This is a genomic window from Ancylobacter sp. 3268 (assembly GCF_031456575.1).
GTDB lineage: Bacteria > Pseudomonadota > Alphaproteobacteria > Rhizobiales > Xanthobacteraceae > Ancylobacter.
In genome coordinates, this window is the sequence record NZ_JAVDUX010000001.1 from 230,474 (window position 1) to 247,989 (window position 17,516).

Here is a 17,516-nt window from a genome sequence, read left to right on the forward strand (position 1 = left end):
GCGTCGGCGGCGGTGAATGTCAGAGGCCGCTGCCGACGAAGTCGGCGAGCTCGGCGGTTTTGGGTTTGTCCAGCATGGAGCCCGGGCCGGTCTCCCAGACCTTGCCCTTATGCATGTAGACGACCTGGCTGGCGACCTTGCGGGCGAAGGCCATCTCGTGGGTGACGAGGATCATCGTCATGCCGCCGCGGGCGAGGTCTTCCATCACCTTCAGTACCTCGCCGGTGAGCTGCGGATCGAGCGCCGAGGTGACTTCATCGAACAGCATCAGCTTCGGCTGCATGGCGAGCGAGCGGGCGATGGCGACGCGCTGCTGCTGACCGCCGGAGAGCTGTTCGGGAAAATGATCGGCCTTCTCGGCCAGCCCGACGCGGCGCAGCACGTCATGGGCGAGCTCGCGCGCCTCTGCCTTCGACTTCTTCTTCACGCAGGTCGGCGCCAGCATGATGTTCTGCTCGGCGGTGAGATGCGGGAACAGATTGTAGCTCTGGAACACGATGCCCACGTCACGGCGCAGTGAGCGGCGGTCAAGCTTGGCGTCGTGGACGGCATGGCCGCACACGTCGATGGTGCCGCCATCGATGGTCTCCAGCGCGTTGATGCAGCGCAGGGCGGTGGACTTGCCGGAGCCGGACTGGCCGATAACGGCGGCGACTTCGCCGCGGCCAACTTCGAAGGAGACGCCGTCCAGCACCTTGTTGGTGCCGAAGCTCTTGTGGACGTTCGAGAGTTTAACGACGGCTGACATTGAGCTTCCTTTCCAGCCGCCGGCTCCAGGTCGAGAGCGGGAAGCAGATGGCGAAATAGATCGCCGCCACGACCATGAAGACGGTGAAGGGCTCGAAGATCGAGTTGTTGATGAGCTTGCCGGCCTGGGCGAGTTCGACGAAGCCGACCACTGAAGCGAGCGAGGTGTTCTTGACGATCTGGACCAGGAACCCGACCGTCGGCGGGGTGGCGATGCGCATCGCCTGCGGCAGGATCACCCGCGTCATGCGCTGCCAGGGGGTGAGCGCCAGGCACTCGGCGGCCTCCCACTGGGTCTTCGGCACCGATTCCAGGCAGCCGCGCCAGATCTCGGCGAGGAAGCCGGAGGAATAGATCGTGAGACCAATGCCCGCGGCGATCAGCGCCGGGACTTCCTGGAAGCCGACGATGGCGATGCCGAAATAGATCAGGAACAGCAGGATCAGCAGCGGCGTGCCCTGCACGACCTGGATGTAGACAATGGCGGCGTAGCGCACCCCACGGAACGGGGAGATGCGCATCAGCGCCACCGCGAAGCCGACGAGGCCGCCGCCGATGAAGGCGATGGCGGACAGGCCGAGCGTCCACATGGCCGCCCAGCCGAGGAATTCGAGGTGTACGAGGCTGAAACTCGGCATCGGTCAGACCCTCACAACGCCGTGCCGAGCTTGCGCTTGCGCACGAAGACCGCGAGGCCGAACAGCCACAGCGCGATGCGCACAACGAAAGACAGGGCGAGATAGATGATGCCGACGACGATGTAGGTTTCGAAGGAGCGGAAGGTGTCGGACTGGATGCGGTTGGCCACCGCGGTCAGCTCTTCGGCGGAGATCTGTGAGGTGATCGATGAGGCCAGCATCAGCAGCACATACTGGCTGGTGAGCGCGGGATAGACCCGCTCGATGGCCGGGCGGATGACGACATGCCAGTAGATCTGCGGCTTGGAGAGCCCGAGGCAATCGGCGGCTTCCAGCTGCGACTTGTGCACGGATTCCAAGCCGGCGCGCACGATCTCGCAGGTATAGGCGCCGACATTCACCACCAGCGCGATGACCGCCGCGGTATTTGCCGAGACGCGCACGCCGAGGGTGGCGATGCCGAAATAGACGATGAACACCTGCACCAGCAGCGGGGTGTTGCGGATGATCTCGACATAGCTCGCTACCAGGAACTTCACCCAGGGCGGACCGTCGGCACGGCCGATGGCGCACAGCGTGCCGACGATGAAGCCCGCGACGGTCGATACCGCCGAGAGCTGCAGCGTGAGCCATGCGCCCTGCAGGAATTCCGGCCAGTAGGCCAGCAGCGCGGAGAAATCGAACTGATAGGTCATGCCGGAACCTGCTGCGCGTGCCGCGCCACCAGGGCGTCGAGCACCGGCGTGGCGGGCGCGCCGGGCTGGCCGGCGAGCCAGTCGAGGAAGGCCTTGATCCGCCGTTTCACCTTCACCCCATGGTTCTGGGCAATGTCGGCGATGCGGTGGTCGAGGAAGGGATTGCGGAAGCGGTCCAGCGTCACCGCGACATAGTCGCCAGCTTCCCGGCCCATGCCCCTGGCCTGGAAGCCGGGAACGACCTCCTGCGCGTACAGCGCATCAAGCCGGGCCCGCACAGCGTCGTCCGCCAGGATCGCCCGCACCGTCTCGTCCGCCGGGCGGCCCTCGCGCGCCCAGATGTCGGCGAGGAAGGTGTGGCCGAGATTGAGGATGTGCAGCTTCAGCCGTTCAAAGGGCTCGAGATCGTCGGCGAGCACGACGCTCGGGTGCGAGAAGGGCAGCGCCAGGCCGGGCTGCGCCTCGATGGCCCACAGGGCATAGGGCTCGGCGACGGCGCCGACCGGCTCGATGGGCTCGGAAACGATGCGGTCGACCAGCGTGTTGGCGAAGATCACCTCGCGGTCGAGCCACGCCGCGAAGGCGGCGGGGGCGCCGCTGGCGATGGCGAGTTCCTTCACCGCCGCCTTAAGTACCTCGCCGTTGCGGTTTATCAGCTCGCAGGGCAGCACGGTCACCGGCGCGGCGCCTTCGCTCCAGCGGTGGTGGAGCAGGGCGGCGAGCTTGCCGGGAAACGAGAGCGGCACGCCGCCGGCGAGCAGCGCCGGGCCGCGATCCTGAGCGGCGATCTCATAGCCGGCGTCACCCATATTGGAAACGACGATGCCGGCGTCGTTGGCAAACAGCGCCTTCAGCGCTTCCCAATCCGTCGCCGCCGACAGGCCGCGATCGACCGCGCGCACCGTCACCTGACGCTCGACCGGCAGGCCTTCCACCATGCCGCGTATGATCACCGGATAGCCTTCCGGCCGGCCGAAGGCGGTGACGCGCCCGGCGCGGGCGGCGGAGCCGGAGGCCTGTACCACGGTGATGGGGCCGATATTCTGCCCGGCCTCGCGCGCTTCATGGACGAAGAGATCCACATGCGCCTGGAGGAAACGGCTGGTGCCGAACTGGACGATACGCGTGCTCACGAACGGCGCGCTCCCAAGAGGCAAACGACAGGCGCCGCGATGGAGACGTGAGTCTCATCCGGTGCAATTCGTTGAAAATACATAAGATTTTTGCAGCCGCTCGCGCGCCACATAGTGCACTTCCTCACCCGACGTCATTCTTGTTTTTGTCTCTTATATATAAAAATCCACGGTAGACGCGGCGTGTCAATCTGTTTTTAATGTAAAAAAAACGGCGCTGCGGAAGAGCGGCGCCTGGGAGCAAACGACAAGCCAGAGGCCGCATGAAAGGCAATACCGTCTTCAAACGTAGCTATAACCAGTGTCTGCGCCAGCTGGCGGGATGTCCGATCGGCGCGGCGCTGCCCTCGGAGAGCGAACTCTCACAAACGCTCGATGTCAGCCGGACCACGGTGCGCGCGGTGCTGGCGTCACTGGCCAAGGCCGGCATTGTCAGTGGCGGGGTGGGGGGGCGCGTCCTCCAGCGCCATCCGCTGGAGGCGGATTATTTCCCCGACATGCAGACGCTTTCCGCCGGTGCCGCGGTGGAGCGGCGCTTCATGGAGTGGATTCTCCAGGGCGATTTCCACGCCGGGCAATTGCTGAACGCCGCCGAACTCGCCCGCCAGTTCGGCACCTCGACCACCACCATCCGCGAGCATCTGGCGCAGTTCCAGCACTTCGGCCTGCTCGAGCGGCGGCCGAACAGCGCGTGGCTTTATAAGGGGGTCACCCCGGACTTCGCGGCGGAAATCTATGACGTGCGCGAGATGTTCGAGCTGCACGCCACCCGGAGCTTCATCGAACTGGCGAATGATTCCCCGCCCTGGCGGGAGCTCGACCTGATCGAGGCGGAGCACCGTGCGTTGCTGGCGAACATCGATACCGAATATCAGTCGTTTCCTCAGCTCGACGAGCGGCTGCATCGTCTAATTCATGAAACATCGAGCAATCGGTTCATCATCGATTTCTACGATATCGTCTCGACGTTGTTTCATTATACCTATCGTTGGAATATGTCGGACGAGAAACAACGCAACACCATCGCACTTCTCGAGCATCTCGACTATATCGAGGCACTGCGCAGCCGGGACCAGCGCGCCATCGACGCGCGCTGCCGCAAGCATCTGCGCACGGCCCGCGCCACGCTGGCGCGCTCGATCGCGTTCGGTCCCTTTCGCGTCCCGTCCAGCCCCGTCGGAGTGTCTTCGTGACCAAGGTTTTTGCCAGCATCGGCGAGTGCATGATCGAATTGTCCGATGCCGGCGGCGGGCTCTATCGCCGCGGCTTCGCCGGCGACACGCTGAACACGGCGTGGGGAGTGCGTGGGCTGACCGACCCCGCGCAGGTGTTGGTGCGTTATGTCACGCGGGTGGGCGACGACGCGGCATCGGAGGAGATGCTGGGTTTCTTCTCCCGAGCGGGGATCGATGCCAGCCATGTCAGCCGCGTGCCGGGCCGGCCGGTCGGGCTCTATATGATCGCGCTGCAAGGCTTCGAGCGCAGCTTCACCTATTGGCGCGACAGTTCGGCGGCGCGGCTGCTCGCTGCCGATCTCGGCGCCCTGCGGGCGGCACTTGCCGATGCGGATTGCGTCTATCTTTCCGGCATCACGCTGGCGATCCTGCCGCCGGAACATCGCGGCAATCTGTTCGCCGCGCTCGCCGAGGCGAGGGCACGTGGCGCCATGATCGCGTTCGACGCCAATGTGAGAGTGCGGTTGTGGCCGAGCCTCGACGCGTTGCGGGCCGGGCTGGAGGCGGGCTATCGCGCGGCCACCATCGCGTTGCCGACCTTTCCCGATGAGGGCGAGATTTTCGGGGATGCCTCGGCCGAGGAGACGGTCGTTCGAATAGCTGGCTATGGAGTGCCGGAGATCGTGGTGAAGGACGGCGCGGAGCCCTGCACGCTGCAAGCGGAGGGCCGCATCGACGTCATACCGGCGGTCCCGGTCGCCGAGCCTCTGGATACCACCGGCGCCGGCGACAGTTTCAATGCCGGCTATCTTGCCGCGCGCCTTGCCGGGCGGAGCCCGGCGGAAGCGGTGCGGCTGGCGCATAAGGTGGCGGCGCGGGTGATTTGCAGCCGTGGCGCGCTGATCGATATGGCGGCGCTGCGGGAGATCACGCAGGCCGAGCCGGCCTGAGGGCGGGGCCGGAAGCGCGGCTCAGTGAAAGTCGCGCGACTTCGGCAGAAGCCGCACATTCCGCGGGTGCCCGCGGGTGGAATGGCGGCCACCGAGAATGTGCCCCTCCGGCGGGTCGCCGCCTGCCGATTCGGGAGCCGGGCCTGCGCGCCCGCGTGGAGCCTCGAACAGGCGGCCGAGTTCGGCGGTGCGGTCGATTATCCGTTCGCCCATCAGATGCACCACGCCATCCTTGCTCTTCTGCACCCGCCCCTCCACCACCACGAGGCGGGCACCCATCACCTGCGCGCGGTAGCGCTCGAACAAGCGGGCCCAGATGAGCACGTTGACGATGCCGGTCTCGTCCTCCAGCGTCATGAAGATGGCGTTGCCCTTGCCGGGCCGCTGGCGCACCAGCACGATGCCGGCGGTGCGCAGAAAGGCGCCGTCGCGGCTCGCCGCCACCTCGGCGCTGGACAGCACCCGCTCGGCCGTGAAGACCGGCCGCAGCATGCCCATGGGATGTCCCCTCAGCGACAGGCGGGTCGTCTGGTAGTCGATGGCGATCTGCTCCGGGAGCGGCATGACGGGCAGCGGCGCATCGTGCTCCTCGCCGAGCTCGCGGGCATCGGCGGCGGCGAACAGCGGAAGCGGCTTATCGTCTGGCAGCCGTCGTACCGCCCAGGCCGCATCGCGGCGGGAAAGGCCCATGGAGCCGAAAGCATCGGCCTCGGCGAGCTTCGTCAGCGTGGCGGCCGGCAGACCGGTGCGACGGGCGAGGGTCTCGATGTCCGGATAGCCCTCGCGGCGGGCTTTCACCAGCCGGTCGCCGGCGGTTTCACCGACGCCATCGACCTGGCGGAAGCCGAGCCGCAGCGCCAGCGTGCCGTCGGCCCGCTCCTCCAGCGTGCAGTCGTGGTCGCTGCGATTGACATCGACGGGGCGGATTTCCACGCCGTGCTCGCGGGCATCACGCACGATCTGCGCCGGGGCGTAGAAGCCCATGGGCTGCGAGTTGAGCAGCGCGCAGGCGAAGGCGGCCGGGTGGCGGCATTTTATATAGGCGGAGATGTAGACCAGCTTGGCGAAGGAGGCGGCGTGGCTCTCCGGAAAGCCATATTCACCGAAGCCCTTGATCTGCTCGAAGCAGCGCGCGGCGAAGGCGGGGTCGTAGCCGCGCGCCGTCATGCCGTGGATCAGCTTGTGCTGGAATTCGCCGATGGTGCCGATATTGCGGAAGGTCGCCATGGCGCGGCGCAACTGGTTGGCTTCGACATCGGAGAATTGGGCGGCGACCATGGCAAGATGCATGGCCTGTTCCTGGAACAGGGGGACGCCAAGGGTGCGGGAGAGTACATCTTTCAGTTCGTCGGGGTCATGGGGGGGAGCGGGTGAAGGGTAGCTGACGGGTTCCGACTTTTCCCGCCGGCGCAGATAGGGATGCACCATGTTGCCTTGGATCGGTCCCGGCCGGACGATCGCCACCTGGATCACGAGGTCGTAGAGCTCGCGCGGCTTGAGGCGCGGCAGCATGTTGATCTGTGCCCGGCTCTCCACCTGGAACACGCCGATGGAATCGCCGCGGCAGAGCATGTCGTAGACGTCGTCCCGTTCCTTCGGCACCTCGGCGAGGCCGTAATCGAGGCCCTCATGCTCCTTCATCAGGTCGAGGGCCTTGCGGATGCAGGTGAGCATGCCGAGCGCCAGTACATCGACCTTCATCAGGCCGAGTTCGTCGATATCGTCCTTGTTCCATTCGATGAAGGTGCGGTTTTCCATGACCGCCGGCCCGATGGGCACGATCTCGTCGAGCCGGCCGCGGGCCAGCACGAAGCCGCCGACATGCTGGGACAGGTGGCGCGGAAAGCCGATGAGGCGCCGGGCGAGCCCGATCACCCGGGCGACGGTCGGGTTGTCCGGATCGAGGCCGGCCTCGCGGGCGCGGCGGGTTTCGATCTCGCCCCAGCTGCCCCAGATCGTGCCGGCGAGCCGGGCGGTGACGTCCTCGGTGAGGCCGAGCACCTTGCCGACATCGCGGAAGGCGCTGCGCGGGCGATAGGAGATGACGGTGGCGACGATGCCGGCGCGGTCGCGCCCATAGCGCCTGTAGACGTACTGCATCACCTCTTCCCGCCGCTCATGCTCGAAATCGACGTCGATGTCCGGCGGTTCGCGGCGTTCGCGGGCGATGAAGCGCGAGAACAGCAGATTGCTGGTTGCCGGGTCGACGGCGGTGATGCCGAGCACATAGCAGACGGCGGAATTCGCCGCCGAGCCGCGTCCCTGGCACAGGATCCGGTTGCTCTCGGCGAAATCCACGATGTCGCGGATGGTGAGGAAATACGGCGCGTAGCCGAGCTCGGCGATCAAGGCGAGCTCGGTCTTCAGCTGTGCCTCGACCTTCTCCGTCATCCCGGCCGGATAGCAGATGGCGGCGCGGCGCCAGGTAAGCTCCTCCAGCCAGCCTTGCGGCGTGTAGCCGGGCGGTACCGGCTCCTCCGGGTATTCATATTTCAATTCGCCGAGAGAGAACTCGATGCGGTCGAGGAAATCGCGGGTCTCGGCAAGGGCTTCCGGCGCCTCGCGGAACAGGCGGGCCATTTCCTCGGGCGATTTCAGATGCCGCTCCGCATTGGCCTCGAGCAGCCGGCCGGCGGTCTCGATGGTGGTGCCGTGACGGATGCAGGTGAGCACGTCCTGCAGGTCGCGCTGGTCGGGGTGGTGATAGAGCACGTCGTTGACGGCGAGCAGCGGCACGCCGGCCCGGACGGCGCAGGCCTTCAGCCCGACGAGGCGACGGCGGTCGTCGCCGCGTCGCGGCATGTCGGCGGCGAGCCATAGCGAGCCGGGCGCCGCCGCATGGAGGCGGGCGAGGAGGTCGTCCAGCCCGTCGATCCGGCGCGGCGGCATCAGGATGAGCGACAGGCCGCCGGCATCGGCGAGGAGGTCGTCGAGTAGAAGCTGGCATTCGCCCTTGATGCCGGAGCGCATGTTGCCGGCGGTGAGCAGGCGGCAGAGCCGCCCCCAGCCGACACGGGTCTGGGCGTAGGCGAGGATATCCGGCGTGCCGTCGGCGAAGGCGAGCCGGGCGCCGACCGCGAGCTTGAAGGGCAGGGGCGGCGGCGCATCGGCAGCGCGGGGAGAGGGGGGCTCGGCAGCCGTCTCCCCGGCAGCAAGGTCCATGGCTGTCTGGAGGCAAGGGGATGGGAAGGGGGCGACATTGCCGGCCGGTGCGAGATGCGGGTGGCCGGCGCCGTCGGGGTCCACATGGGTGCCGTTCGGCTCGGCGGGGAGCGCGGCGATGGGTCGGCCGCCTTCCGGCGCCCGGCCTTCCCCGTGCCGTTCGCCGTGTCCGCCACCTCTGGGGGGCGTACGATCCTGATCGGCGGGAATGCCGTGCTTGGAGGCACCCCGGTCATCGGGGACGTGTTCGAGCCGGATGCCCGCCCGCCCGTGCGGCTGAACGCGTGCGCCCGCATCGCCGCCCGCTTCCTTCTCGCCATTGTCTTTCCCGGTCTCTTCGGCATCGGCGGCGCTTGGCGATACCGTCGCATGCTCCGCCTTCCCCTTCTCCTGCTTCCACTTCTCCTTCCACTTCTCTTGTCTGATCTCCTCGGCGTGCCTCACCGCCGCATAGGCGCGCACCACGCCGGCCACGGTGTTGCGGTCGGCAATGCCGATGCCGCCATGGCCGAGCGCGAGCGCTTCCGCCACCAGCTCCGCCGCGTGCGACGCGCCGCGCAGGAAGGAGAAATTGCTGGTCACGGCGAGTTCCGCATAAAAGGGAACCAGGTTGCCGACCGCTTTGCCAACCGCCTTGCTCATGCCCGCCTCCTCACGGAAACAACCCATGCAGGAACCAGCGTGGCGTGCCGCCGCCGCGTTCATAGAGACCGGCGCGGAAGAGCCAGAAGCGCCGGCCCTCGCGGTTCTCCACCCGGTAGTAATCCCGCGTGCGCTGGCTTTCCTGCACCCTTTGTGCCGTGAGGGTGCGCCACCATTCCGGCGCGATGCGTTCCGGTCCCTCGGCGCGCACCACCTCATGCATGACGCGGCGCCAGCGGAAGCGCAGGGGCGGGCCGTCCGGCACTTCCGCGAGCGCTTCGACCGGCTGCGGCGGCTCGAACAGGGTGATCGGGCGGGGCAGTTCCTCCTGCGCCACGGCAAGGGAGACCGGGGCAGGACCATCGATCGCCGGCACCAGCGCGCCGGCGCGGGCGGGGGCATGGGTATCCCGCAGGACGAAGCGCAGCACGCGCTCGCGCCCCAGCCGCGTGGTCAGACGGTCGATGAGGGCGGCGACCTCCTCCTCTTCGTTGATGCGGCCATCGAGGCCGATTTGGGCCGCGGCGAGCGGTTCGGCGCGCAGCACGGCGAGGCGGACGAGATCGAAGCCGAAACCGGGGTCGAGCGGATCGGCGAGGCTGTCCAGCCGCTCGCGGAACAGCCGGCCGAGAGCCGGGCCGTCGCGCAGGGGACGAGCGGTTTCCACCGAGAGCCGGCGGACCGCACCGTCGGTGCGGAAGAACGAAGCCTCGAAGGCCCGGCCGCCCTCGCCGCGCCCTTCCAGCATCCGTCCGATATCCGCGACGAGCAGGGTGAGCGCGCCCTCAATGTCGGCGGCATGCGAGATCGGTTCGGCGAAGCGCCGTTCGACGATGCAGTCGGGCAGCGGCCGACGCGGCACGATGCGTGCATCCTCATAGCCAAGGGTGCGGCGCAGCCGCACCAGCAGCTCTTCGCCGAAACGTGCCGCGAGCGGGGTAGCGGGACGTTGCGCCAGATCGCCCAGCGTCTTCAATCCCGCGCGGGAGAGGCCGCTCGCGATCGCCGGCGACAGGCCAAGCGCCGCGACCGGCAGGCCGGCGAGCCGTGCCGCTTCCTCGCCGGAGGGGATGAGGCCGCCGAGCCCGCAGCGCGCCGGGGCGCGGGCGGCCTCCGGTGTGTTCGCCACCACGGCGAAGGCCGTGAGGCCGTGCGCCTTCAGATGCGCGAGCAGCCGCGCGCGCATCGCTCCCTCTCCCCCGAACAGATGCGCGCAGCCGGTGATGTCCAGCACGAGCCCGTCCGGCGCATCGAGGGCCACCAGCGGTGTCCAGCGGTCGCAATCATCCGCCACGCGATTAAGGAAGGCGGCGTCGGCGGCCGGATCGAAGGTGACGACGTCGAGATCGGGCAGGCGCGCCCGCGCATCGGCGAGCGTGAGGCCCGCCTCCAACCCCGCCGCGCGCGCCGCCCGCGACAGGGCGGCGAGCCGCAACCCGCCAGTGGTGCGCTCGACGAAGACGAGCAGGCTGGAAGCCTTCGGTGCCGGATCGGCGTCAGCCGGTGCGGCGGAAGGGGAGCGGCGTCGCTGCCTCTCCAGCCGCAATTTCTCCAGCCGTTCGGCGGCTAGGAACGGAAACCACAAGGCGAGGTAGCGCGACGATGTCGCGGAAGGAACAGGTCTCACGATCCCACTCCAGATGCCAGGACCCGCCGGCATGGCCGGCCCGGTGACGCAAAAGGTCGATGAGGAAGGCGGGCGCCCCCGGCGCATCGCCAGCCAACGGGCGGGACGGTGCGCCGCGGACCTGCCAGCGGGTCACGCCGGCACTGGGCCCGGGTCGGCCGGTCGGGCGCAGCAGCAGCACGGTGACGCCGGAGGTGCCGGCCCGCAGCGACAGGCGGCGCGTGGCGGTGAGATCGAGCGCCTTCGGCTCGCCCCAGGGCTCCAGGATCACCGCGCCGAGCGCGGAACAGCGCACCGCATCGTCCGCTGCCCGCAGCGCCGCGTCGGCGCCGGGCGCACGCACCAGCAGCAGCCGGGCCGGATCGATGCCCAGCGTGTGCAAGCCCGCCGCGGCGAGACCACCGGCTTCGGTGTCGACGGTCTCCTGCCTTACCCACAGCAGCGGGCGCGCTCCTGCCGCTGAGCGGGCCGAGGTGGCACGCTGCGCCAGCGCCAGCGTGAAACCGGCGGCGGCGGCCATGTCGCCGGCCCCGGCGGCGAACACCTCATGCAGGGCGCCACAGGCGAGCGGACCGCCGAGCGCGCCGTCCGCTCCCGGCGCACCGAGATGGAAGAACTGGGTGCTGCCGGGGAGCCGCTCCGCCTCAAGGCCGGCGAGCACCCCCCGCAGCGCGGAGACAGCCGGTGTGATACTCATTTCGTTCCTCTTTTGTTCTCTACAACGCCCCGATCCGGCCGAGGAGTCAAGAGAGAACAGAGGTCGTCGGGGAAGGGAGGAGTGCGTCGCGGGCCCGTCGGTGGAGATATACCGCAGGGCGGCTTTCAGCCGGCGAAACCGCCCGCGGCGAGGAAGGCGGCCTCCTCCGGGGTCGTTTCGCGGGCGAGAAGACGGTTGCGATGCGGAAAGCGGCCGAAGCGGCGGATGATGTCGCGATGCCCCTGCGCATGGGCCAGCCACGGCTCGCCGAACGGGGTGGTGAGCGCGACGGAAATCTCCTGATCCGCCTCATCCTCCGAATGGGCGAAGGGCAGGATGAAGAACAGCCGCAGCGCCGGCTCCACGCGCTCCATGTGGCCTGCGGTGCGGGCCTGCCGCGCATAATGCCGTGCCAGCGGATCGGTGGCGTACATATGGCCGGTGCCGCGGAAGGCGTTGCGCGGAAACTGGTCGGTCAGGACCAGGAGCGCCAGCGTGCCATCGGCGCTCGCCAGCCAGTCGTCGCGGCGGCGGGCGGCGGCCTGCATGTGCAGATCGAGGAAGCGCGCGCGAAAATCCGCGTCGAAGGCGTCATCCTTCTCGAACCACCGCGCCTCGCCGGCCTCTCGCCAGAAATGCAGGACCGAAGCGATCTCCGCTTCGGCGGCCGGCGTCATCCCGCCACCTCGCCGGCCGTGGCCGCCTGCAGCGGCATCTTCGCTTCGGCGGCCGGCGGCTTCAGCGGCAGATTGCTGAGGACGAGGCTTCGGGCGGAGGCGTCGTACATGCCGCCGGTAAGTTCGATGTCGAGGCGCTCGGCGTCACGGCGGCGGACACTGGCGATGATGTCCGAGCGCCGGGCTTCCTCCACGTCCATCATGGCGAGCGCGTGCTCGCCGAGCGCGAGAGCGGATTCGAAGGTCTCGCGGATCTGGAAATCGACGCCGACATGGATCAGTTCGGCGGCGTTCTCGCGGTCGATGGCGCGGGCCAGCACCGGCACAAGCGGGAACTCGGCCTTGATCAGCTCGGTGATCTTCACCGCCGTCTCGCCATCGTTCACCGCCACCACGATCAGCCGCGCCTCGTGGGCACCGGCCGCGTGCAGGATGTCGAGGCGCGTCCCGTCGCCATAATAGACCTTGAAGCCGAAATCCTGCGAAATGCGGATGAGTTCCGGATCCGTCTCGATCAGCGTGACGGAGAAGCCGCCGGCCAGCAGCGGCTGGCTGACGATCTGGCCGAAGCGGCCGAAGCCGATCATCAGCACGTTCGCCGACAGATCCGCCGCCGCCTCGATGCCCTCCATCGAGGCCTGCTGCTTCGGCATCAGCCGATCATGGGCGATGATCATCAGCGGCGTCAGCGCCATCGAGACGATGATGGTGGCGGTGAGGATGGCGTTTTCCTCGACGGTGAGGATGCCGACGGTGGTCGCCGAGGCATAGAGCACGAAGGCGAACTCGCCCCCCTGCGCCATCAGCACCGCGCGCTCGACCGCCTCGTGATGATCGGCGTGGAACAGCCGCGCCACCACGTAGATAGCCACCATCTTGAGGATCATGTAGCCGACGACGCAGATCGCGATGAGCTGCCAGTTGGCGGCAATCACCGCGAGGTCGAGGGCCATGCCCACGCCGAGGAAGAACAGGCCGAGCAAAATGCCCCGGAACGGCTCTATGTCGGCTTCCAGCTGATGGCGGAAGGAGGATTCGGACAGCAGCACCCCGGCGAGAAAGGCGCCCATCGCCATGGACAGCCCGCCGAGTTGCATGGCGAGCGCGGCGCCGAGCACCACGAACAGCGCCGCCGCCGTCATCACCTCGCGCGCCTTGGCCTTGCCGAGGATGCGGAACATCGGGTCGAGCAGATAACGGCCGGCCAGCACCAAGGCCAGAACCGAGCCGAGGCCGATGGCGATGCCGATGAGCCGCTCATTGAGCGTGACTTCGCCGCCGCCGGGCGCCAGAAAGGCGACCAGCGCCAGCAGCGGCACGATGGCGAGGTCTTCCAGCAGCAGGATGGCGACTATGCGCCGGCCCTTCGGCAAGGCGATGGAACGTCGCTCCTCCAGCATCTGCATGACGATGGCGGTGGAGGTCAGCACGAAGCCGGTGCCGGCGACGAAGCTCGGGACCAGCGGATAGCCGAGCGCGAGGCCGACACAGGCAAGCAGGACGATACAGCTGCCGACCTGGGCAAGCCCGAGGCCGAAAATCTCGCCGCGCATGGCCCATAGCCGCGAGGGCTGCATTTCCAGCCCGATGATGAACAGGAACATGACGACGCCGAGCTCGGCGACATGCAGGATCGACTGCGGGTCGGAGAACAGGCCGAGGCCGAACGGGCCGATGGCGAGGCCCGCCGCGAGATAACCAAGTACCGAACCAAGGCCGAGGCGCTTGAACAGGGGCACCGCCACGACGGCAGCACCCAGAAGGACGACCACCGGCAACAAGTCGAAGCCATGGGCGGCAGCATCGGATGCGGCTTCGGCGGCCATCAGTCGTCCTCTCGCGCAGTGCCGGCATCCCGGAGCCGGCTTTCGCGGGGACCGTAAAGGCGCAGGCGAGCCAGGGCAATTATCGAACCGGGAAAGCGACCGCGATCGTCGTGCTAATTGACGTTCGGACCCCGCCTGTGGCGCCAAAGCGGCGGTGGGGGCTGCGCCACGATGCTGCCGAACCGATGGAACGCGCCGGTGCCCAACGAATCGGACACGGTCTCTTCGTCATCTCGCCGGATCAGTGCCCGCGGCGCCGTCGGTATTCCGACGTCCGCGCATGGCGTGCGAAGATCGCGACGACACGCGCAGCCAATGCCGGCGCGACAGTGGCGCAGCTGGAAGCGATTTTCGGCTGGACCGGGGGAACGATGGCCTCGCACTACACGAGGAGGGCCGACCGTAAGCGGCTAGCGAAGGCTGCGATGCACCTGCTCGCGAACGATGCCGGAACATCTCTTCCCGCCCCGTCGCCGAGACGCGGGAAAATAGAGAAGGCCAGTGAAATCAGCACCAAATCAGAAGAATGGTGCGGTCGAGAGGACTCGAACCTCCACGGTGTTACCCACTGCCACCTCAAGGCAGCGCGTCTACCAATTCCGCCACGACCGCAACCAAAACCGCCAGAGGGCCGAACCAGCGGCTGGCCCCGCGGCGCGGCATCGTCTAACAGATCGGTTCAGGCTTCACAAGAGCCGCGCGCGGCTGTGGACAGGCTGGTTTGTCCCGCGCCCCGCTCCTAGAGACAGATGCGCTCCCGATCATTATCTGTCCGGTCATGGAACACGCCGTATCACCCGCTCGCGACGACCTTACCGCCCCGATGCTGCCTGGCCCCGGCATGCCGCCGGTGCGCTGGCGCATCGCCTCTGCGCCCGTGGCCTATCCCGACGCGCTGGCCGAAATGGATGCGCTCGCCCAGGCGATCGCCACTGGGGACGCGCCGGAGACGGTGTGGCTGCTGGAGCATCCGCCGCTCTACACTGCCGGCACCAGTGCCCGGCCGGAGGACCTCGTCGAGCCCGACCGCTTCCCGATCTTCCAGACCGGGCGCGGCGGCCAGTTCACCTATCACGGCCCCGGCCAGCGGGTGGCCTATGTGATGCTCGACCTCAAGCGGCGCGCCCCCGATGTGCGGCGCTATGTGGCGACCCTCGAGGAATGGCTGATTCGCACCTTGTGGAACTTCCATGTCCGCGGCGAGCGACGGGAGGACCGCGTCGGCGTCTGGGTGCGGCGGCACGACCGCGCCGGCTCGGGCGAGGACAAGATCGCCGCGCTCGGCATCCGGGTGCGGCGCTGGGTGACGATGCACGGCGTGGCGCTGAACGTTGATCCCGACCTCGCGCATTTCGGCGGTATCGTGCCCTGCGGCGTGCGCGAGCACGGCGTTACCAGCCTCGTCGATCTCGGCTTGCCGGTGACGATGGAGGATGTCGACCTGGCGATGCGGCGTGAGTTCGAAGCCCTGTTCGGTCCGACGATGGACGAGAGGCCCCGCGAGGGCTGAAGTCCGCTACAGCGTCGGGCGCTGCTCGAAACCGTCCGGCACCGCATCGGCAGCCTCGGCGATCTCGATCTCCCGCACCCGTGCGGCGAGAGGACCGCGGCGGCAGGCATCGATGAGCGCCTCGCGAATGGCCGCGTCGGCATGGAGGAACGCCTCCACCGTGCCCTCGCGGCGATTGCGCACCCAGCCCCGCACGCCGCGCCGCTGCGCCTCGTCCGCCAGCCAGGCGCGGTAGCCCACCCCCTGGACGCGGCCGTGGATGACCAGCCGCACGCCACCCGCCTCGCTCATCGGCGCACCGCCCGATCAATCGGTCCCAGGCCCTCGGCAGGGATAGCCGCAAGGGTGGCCACAGGGGACGGAGCGCCTATTTGCCTTCCATGGCGATGCTTCATAAGAACAGCTTTCCTTCTCGAATCCGTGGTCCCGGGAGATCGGCATGAACGACGATACCGACCTCGCCGTTCGCCCGCACGAGCGCGATCCCGAGGACGAGCGGGCCCTCGTGGACGACCCCGCCTTCGTCGAGCACGTCGCGCAGGCCATCGAAGCGGGGCGCGGCGATGATTTGCGCGGGCTGATCGCCGATTTCCACGAGACCGACCTCGCCCGGCTGCTCGAGGCGCTGCCGGCTCCGGCGCGGCCGAAGCTCATCGAACTGCTCGGCGCCGATTTCGACTTCACCGCGCTTACCGAACTCGACGAGACCGTCCGTGTCCAGATCCTGGAGGAGCTGGAGACCAAGACTGTGGTCGAGGGCATGCGCGACCTCGATTCCGATGATGCGGTCTACATCCTCGAAGATCTCGACGACGCCGACAAGCAGGAGATCCTCGGGCAGCTACCGATCACCGAGCGCGCGGCACTCCAGCGCAGCCTCGACTATCCCGAGGAGAGCGCCGGCCGGCGCATGCAGACCGAGTTCATCGCGCTGCCGCCCTTCTGGACGGTCGGGCAGACGCTGGACTACATCGGCGAGACCGAAGACCTGCCGGAGACCTTCTTCGAGGTCTTCGTGGTCGATCCCACCTACCGGCTCACCGGATCGGTGCCGCTCGACCGCCTGCTGCGCACCAAGCGGGGGCTGAAGCTCGGCGACGTGGTCACGCCCGACCGGCATGTGGTGCAGGCGACCGACGATCAGGAGGACGTCGCCCGCGTCTTCGAACGCTATAATCTGATCTCGGCTCCGGTGGTCGACAGCGCGGGCCGCCTCGTCGGCGTGCTGACCGTCGACGACATCGTCGACGTCATCCAGGAGGAGGCCGACGAGGATGTGAAGGCGCTCGGCGGCGTCGCGGCCGACGAAGAGCTTTCCGACAGCTTCTGGACCATCGCCAAGAGCCGCTTCTCCTGGCTGCTGCTCAATCTCATCGCCGCCAACCTCGCCTCTTTCGTCATCGCGCTCTTCGAGGACGAGTTGCAGCGGCTGGTCGCCCTGGCCGTGCTGATGCCGATCGTCGCCAGCCAGGGCGGCAATGCCGCCACCCAGACCATGACGGTGGCGGTGCGGGCCATCGCCACGCGCGAATTGCGCGCCAGCAACGCCCGCCGGGTGATCGCCCGCGAGCTGCTGGTGGGCCTGTTCAACGGCGTCGTCTTCGCGGTGATCATGGCGGCGGTGGTGTTCGCCCGCTTCGGCGTGGCCGATCTCGGCTTCATCATCGCGCTGGCGATGATCATCAATCTCGTCGCCGCCGCGCTCGGCGGCATCCTGGTGCCGCTGACGCTCAACAAGATGGGGGTGGATCCGGCGGTATCGTCCGGGCCCTTCGTGACCACCATCACCGATGTGATCGGGTTCTTTGCCTTTTTGGGTATCGCGTCGCTCTGGTTCTGATCCGCAATTGCGCGAAGAGCCGCGATGATGTCACATGGCAGGATCGGCCGCGCGAGCGATCCGTCCAATGCTTTCAAACCACATTAAGTTTCGCCCGTTAAGGTCGCGCAAACATCGAAGATCGACGCTAAGGGAGCGCTTCCGACACCAGCGCGGACGCTCTCTGATCGGATATCGCGGCGGATAAGGCGGCAATG

Annotated in this window: 14 protein-coding genes and 1 tRNA gene; 4 read left to right on the forward strand and 11 right to left on the reverse strand. The window is 67.8% G+C overall.

Translation table 11 applies throughout. The features are described 5' to 3' along the window. Positions 1-19 precede the first annotated feature (19 nt). From J2X65_RS01100 to J2X65_RS01115, 4 genes are read right to left on the reverse strand one after another with little or no spacing between them, the layout of a single operon-like run. Positions 20-748, reverse strand: a complete 729-nt coding sequence (locus tag J2X65_RS01100; RefSeq protein WP_310196774.1) for an amino acid ABC transporter ATP-binding protein — start codon at positions 746-748, stop codon at positions 20-22. Next, entirely contained in the window at positions 732-1,385 is a 654-nt protein-coding gene (locus J2X65_RS01105; protein ID WP_310196778.1) for an amino acid ABC transporter permease, read from the reverse strand. Before J2X65_RS01105 ends, J2X65_RS01100 begins: the two co-directional genes overlap by 17 nt. 11 nt (positions 1,386-1,396) lie before the next feature. Next, positions 1,397-2,080, reverse strand: a complete 684-nt coding sequence (locus J2X65_RS01110; protein WP_310196780.1) for an amino acid ABC transporter permease — start codon at positions 2,078-2,080, stop codon at positions 1,397-1,399. Beyond that, positions 2,077-3,213 (reverse strand): mannitol dehydrogenase family protein, encoded by a 1,137-nt coding sequence (locus J2X65_RS01115; protein ID WP_310196782.1) that lies wholly within the window; start codon positions 3,211-3,213, stop codon positions 2,077-2,079. Before J2X65_RS01115 ends, J2X65_RS01110 begins: the two co-directional genes overlap by 4 nt. 263 nt (positions 3,214-3,476) lie before the next feature. Here J2X65_RS01115 and J2X65_RS01120 point away from each other — a divergent pair, with 263 nt between their 5' ends. Both J2X65_RS01120 and J2X65_RS01125 read left to right on the forward strand, forming a co-directional pair. Beyond that, entirely contained in the window at positions 3,477-4,406 is a 930-nt protein-coding gene (locus J2X65_RS01120; RefSeq protein WP_310196785.1) for a GntR family transcriptional regulator, read from the forward strand. Further along, on the forward strand, positions 4,403-5,338 hold the full coding sequence (locus J2X65_RS01125) for a sugar kinase (protein WP_310196787.1): 936 nt from the start codon (positions 4,403-4,405) through the stop codon (positions 5,336-5,338). The genes J2X65_RS01120 and J2X65_RS01125 overlap by 4 nt, the downstream gene beginning before the upstream one ends. A gap of 21 nt (positions 5,339-5,359) precedes the next feature. Here J2X65_RS01125 and J2X65_RS01130 read toward each other — a convergent pair whose 3' ends face one another. From J2X65_RS01130 to J2X65_RS01160, 6 genes are all read right to left on the reverse strand, one after another. Next, complete coding sequence (locus J2X65_RS01130; RefSeq protein ID WP_310196789.1) at positions 5,360-9,142, reverse strand: error-prone DNA polymerase; 3,783 nt, start codon at positions 9,140-9,142, stop codon at positions 5,360-5,362. Positions 9,143-9,152: 10 nt separating this feature from the next. After that, entirely contained in the window at positions 9,153-10,688 is a 1,536-nt protein-coding gene (locus J2X65_RS01135; RefSeq protein WP_404977651.1) for a Y-family DNA polymerase, read from the reverse strand. Beyond that, the gene (locus J2X65_RS01140; protein ID WP_310196792.1) at positions 10,639-11,466 is read right to left on the reverse strand and encodes a hypothetical protein; all 828 of its coding nucleotides are present in this window, start codon (positions 11,464-11,466) and stop codon (positions 10,639-10,641) included. The genes J2X65_RS01135 and J2X65_RS01140 overlap by 50 nt, the downstream gene beginning before the upstream one ends. 125 nt (positions 11,467-11,591) lie before the next feature. Continuing rightward, positions 11,592-12,143 carry a DUF924 family protein gene (locus J2X65_RS01145; RefSeq protein WP_310196796.1) on the reverse strand — a complete coding sequence of 184 codons (552 nt, stop codon included), beginning with the start codon at positions 12,141-12,143 and terminating at the stop codon, positions 11,592-11,594. Then, positions 12,140-13,969 carry a monovalent cation:proton antiporter-2 (CPA2) family protein gene (locus tag J2X65_RS01150; RefSeq protein WP_310196798.1) on the reverse strand — a complete coding sequence of 610 codons (1,830 nt, stop codon included), beginning with the start codon at positions 13,967-13,969 and terminating at the stop codon, positions 12,140-12,142. The genes J2X65_RS01145 and J2X65_RS01150 overlap by 4 nt, the downstream gene beginning before the upstream one ends. A 527-nt stretch (positions 13,970-14,496) precedes the next feature. Continuing rightward, positions 14,497-14,581 (reverse strand) — tRNA-Leu (locus J2X65_RS01160). A 211-nt stretch (positions 14,582-14,792) separates the two neighbouring features. Here J2X65_RS01160 and lipB point away from each other — a divergent pair. Then, entirely contained in the window at positions 14,793-15,479 is a 687-nt protein-coding gene (lipB, locus tag J2X65_RS01165) for a lipoyl(octanoyl) transferase LipB (protein WP_310196800.1), read from the forward strand. Positions 15,480-15,485: 6 nt separating this feature from the next. On the opposite strand, the gene J2X65_RS01170 is transcribed toward lipB, so the two are convergent. Next, the gene (locus tag J2X65_RS01170) at positions 15,486-15,770 is read right to left on the reverse strand and encodes an acylphosphatase (RefSeq protein WP_310196802.1); all 285 of its coding nucleotides are present in this window, start codon (positions 15,768-15,770) and stop codon (positions 15,486-15,488) included. Between the two features lie 148 nt (positions 15,771-15,918). Between J2X65_RS01170 and mgtE the strand changes: the two genes are divergently transcribed. Further along, positions 15,919-17,319: a magnesium transporter gene (gene mgtE / locus J2X65_RS01175; RefSeq protein ID WP_310196805.1), complete on the forward strand. Its 1,401-nt coding sequence runs from the start codon at positions 15,919-15,921 to the stop codon at positions 17,317-17,319. The last annotated feature ends 197 nt before the right edge of the window (positions 17,320-17,516 follow it).

What these genes read in the sequence shown, in the direction of transcription:
- J2X65_RS01100 (WP_310196774.1), bottom strand. Translation starts at nt 748, where the DNA reads ATGTCAGCCGTCGTTAAACTCTCGAACGTCCACAAGAGCTTCGGCACC.
- J2X65_RS01105 (WP_310196778.1), bottom strand. Translation starts at nt 1,385, where the DNA reads ATGCCGAGTTTCAGCCTCGTACACCTCGAATTCCTCGGCTGGGCGGCC.
- J2X65_RS01110 (WP_310196780.1), bottom strand. Translation starts at nt 2,080, where the DNA reads ATGACCTATCAGTTCGATTTCTCCGCGCTGCTGGCCTACTGGCCGGAA.
- J2X65_RS01120 (WP_310196785.1), top strand. Translation starts at nt 3,477, where the DNA reads ATGAAAGGCAATACCGTCTTCAAACGTAGCTATAACCAGTGTCTGCGC.
- J2X65_RS01130 (WP_310196789.1), bottom strand. Translation starts at nt 9,142, where the DNA reads ATGAGCAAGGCGGTTGGCAAAGCGGTCGGCAACCTGGTTCCCTTTTAT.
- J2X65_RS01140 (WP_310196792.1), bottom strand. Translation starts at nt 11,466, where the DNA reads ATGAGTATCACACCGGCTGTCTCCGCGCTGCGGGGGGTGCTCGCCGGC.
- J2X65_RS01145 (WP_310196796.1), bottom strand. Translation starts at nt 12,143, where the DNA reads ATGACGCCGGCCGCCGAAGCGGAGATCGCTTCGGTCCTGCATTTCTGG.
- J2X65_RS01150 (WP_310196798.1), bottom strand. Translation starts at nt 13,969, where the DNA reads ATGGCCGCCGAAGCCGCATCCGATGCTGCCGCCCATGGCTTCGACTTG.
- lipB (WP_310196800.1), top strand. Translation starts at nt 14,793, where the DNA reads ATGCTGCCTGGCCCCGGCATGCCGCCGGTGCGCTGGCGCATCGCCTCT.
- J2X65_RS01170 (WP_310196802.1), bottom strand. Translation starts at nt 15,770, where the DNA reads ATGAGCGAGGCGGGTGGCGTGCGGCTGGTCATCCACGGCCGCGTCCAG.
- mgtE (WP_310196805.1), top strand. Translation starts at nt 15,919, where the DNA reads ATGAACGACGATACCGACCTCGCCGTTCGCCCGCACGAGCGCGATCCC.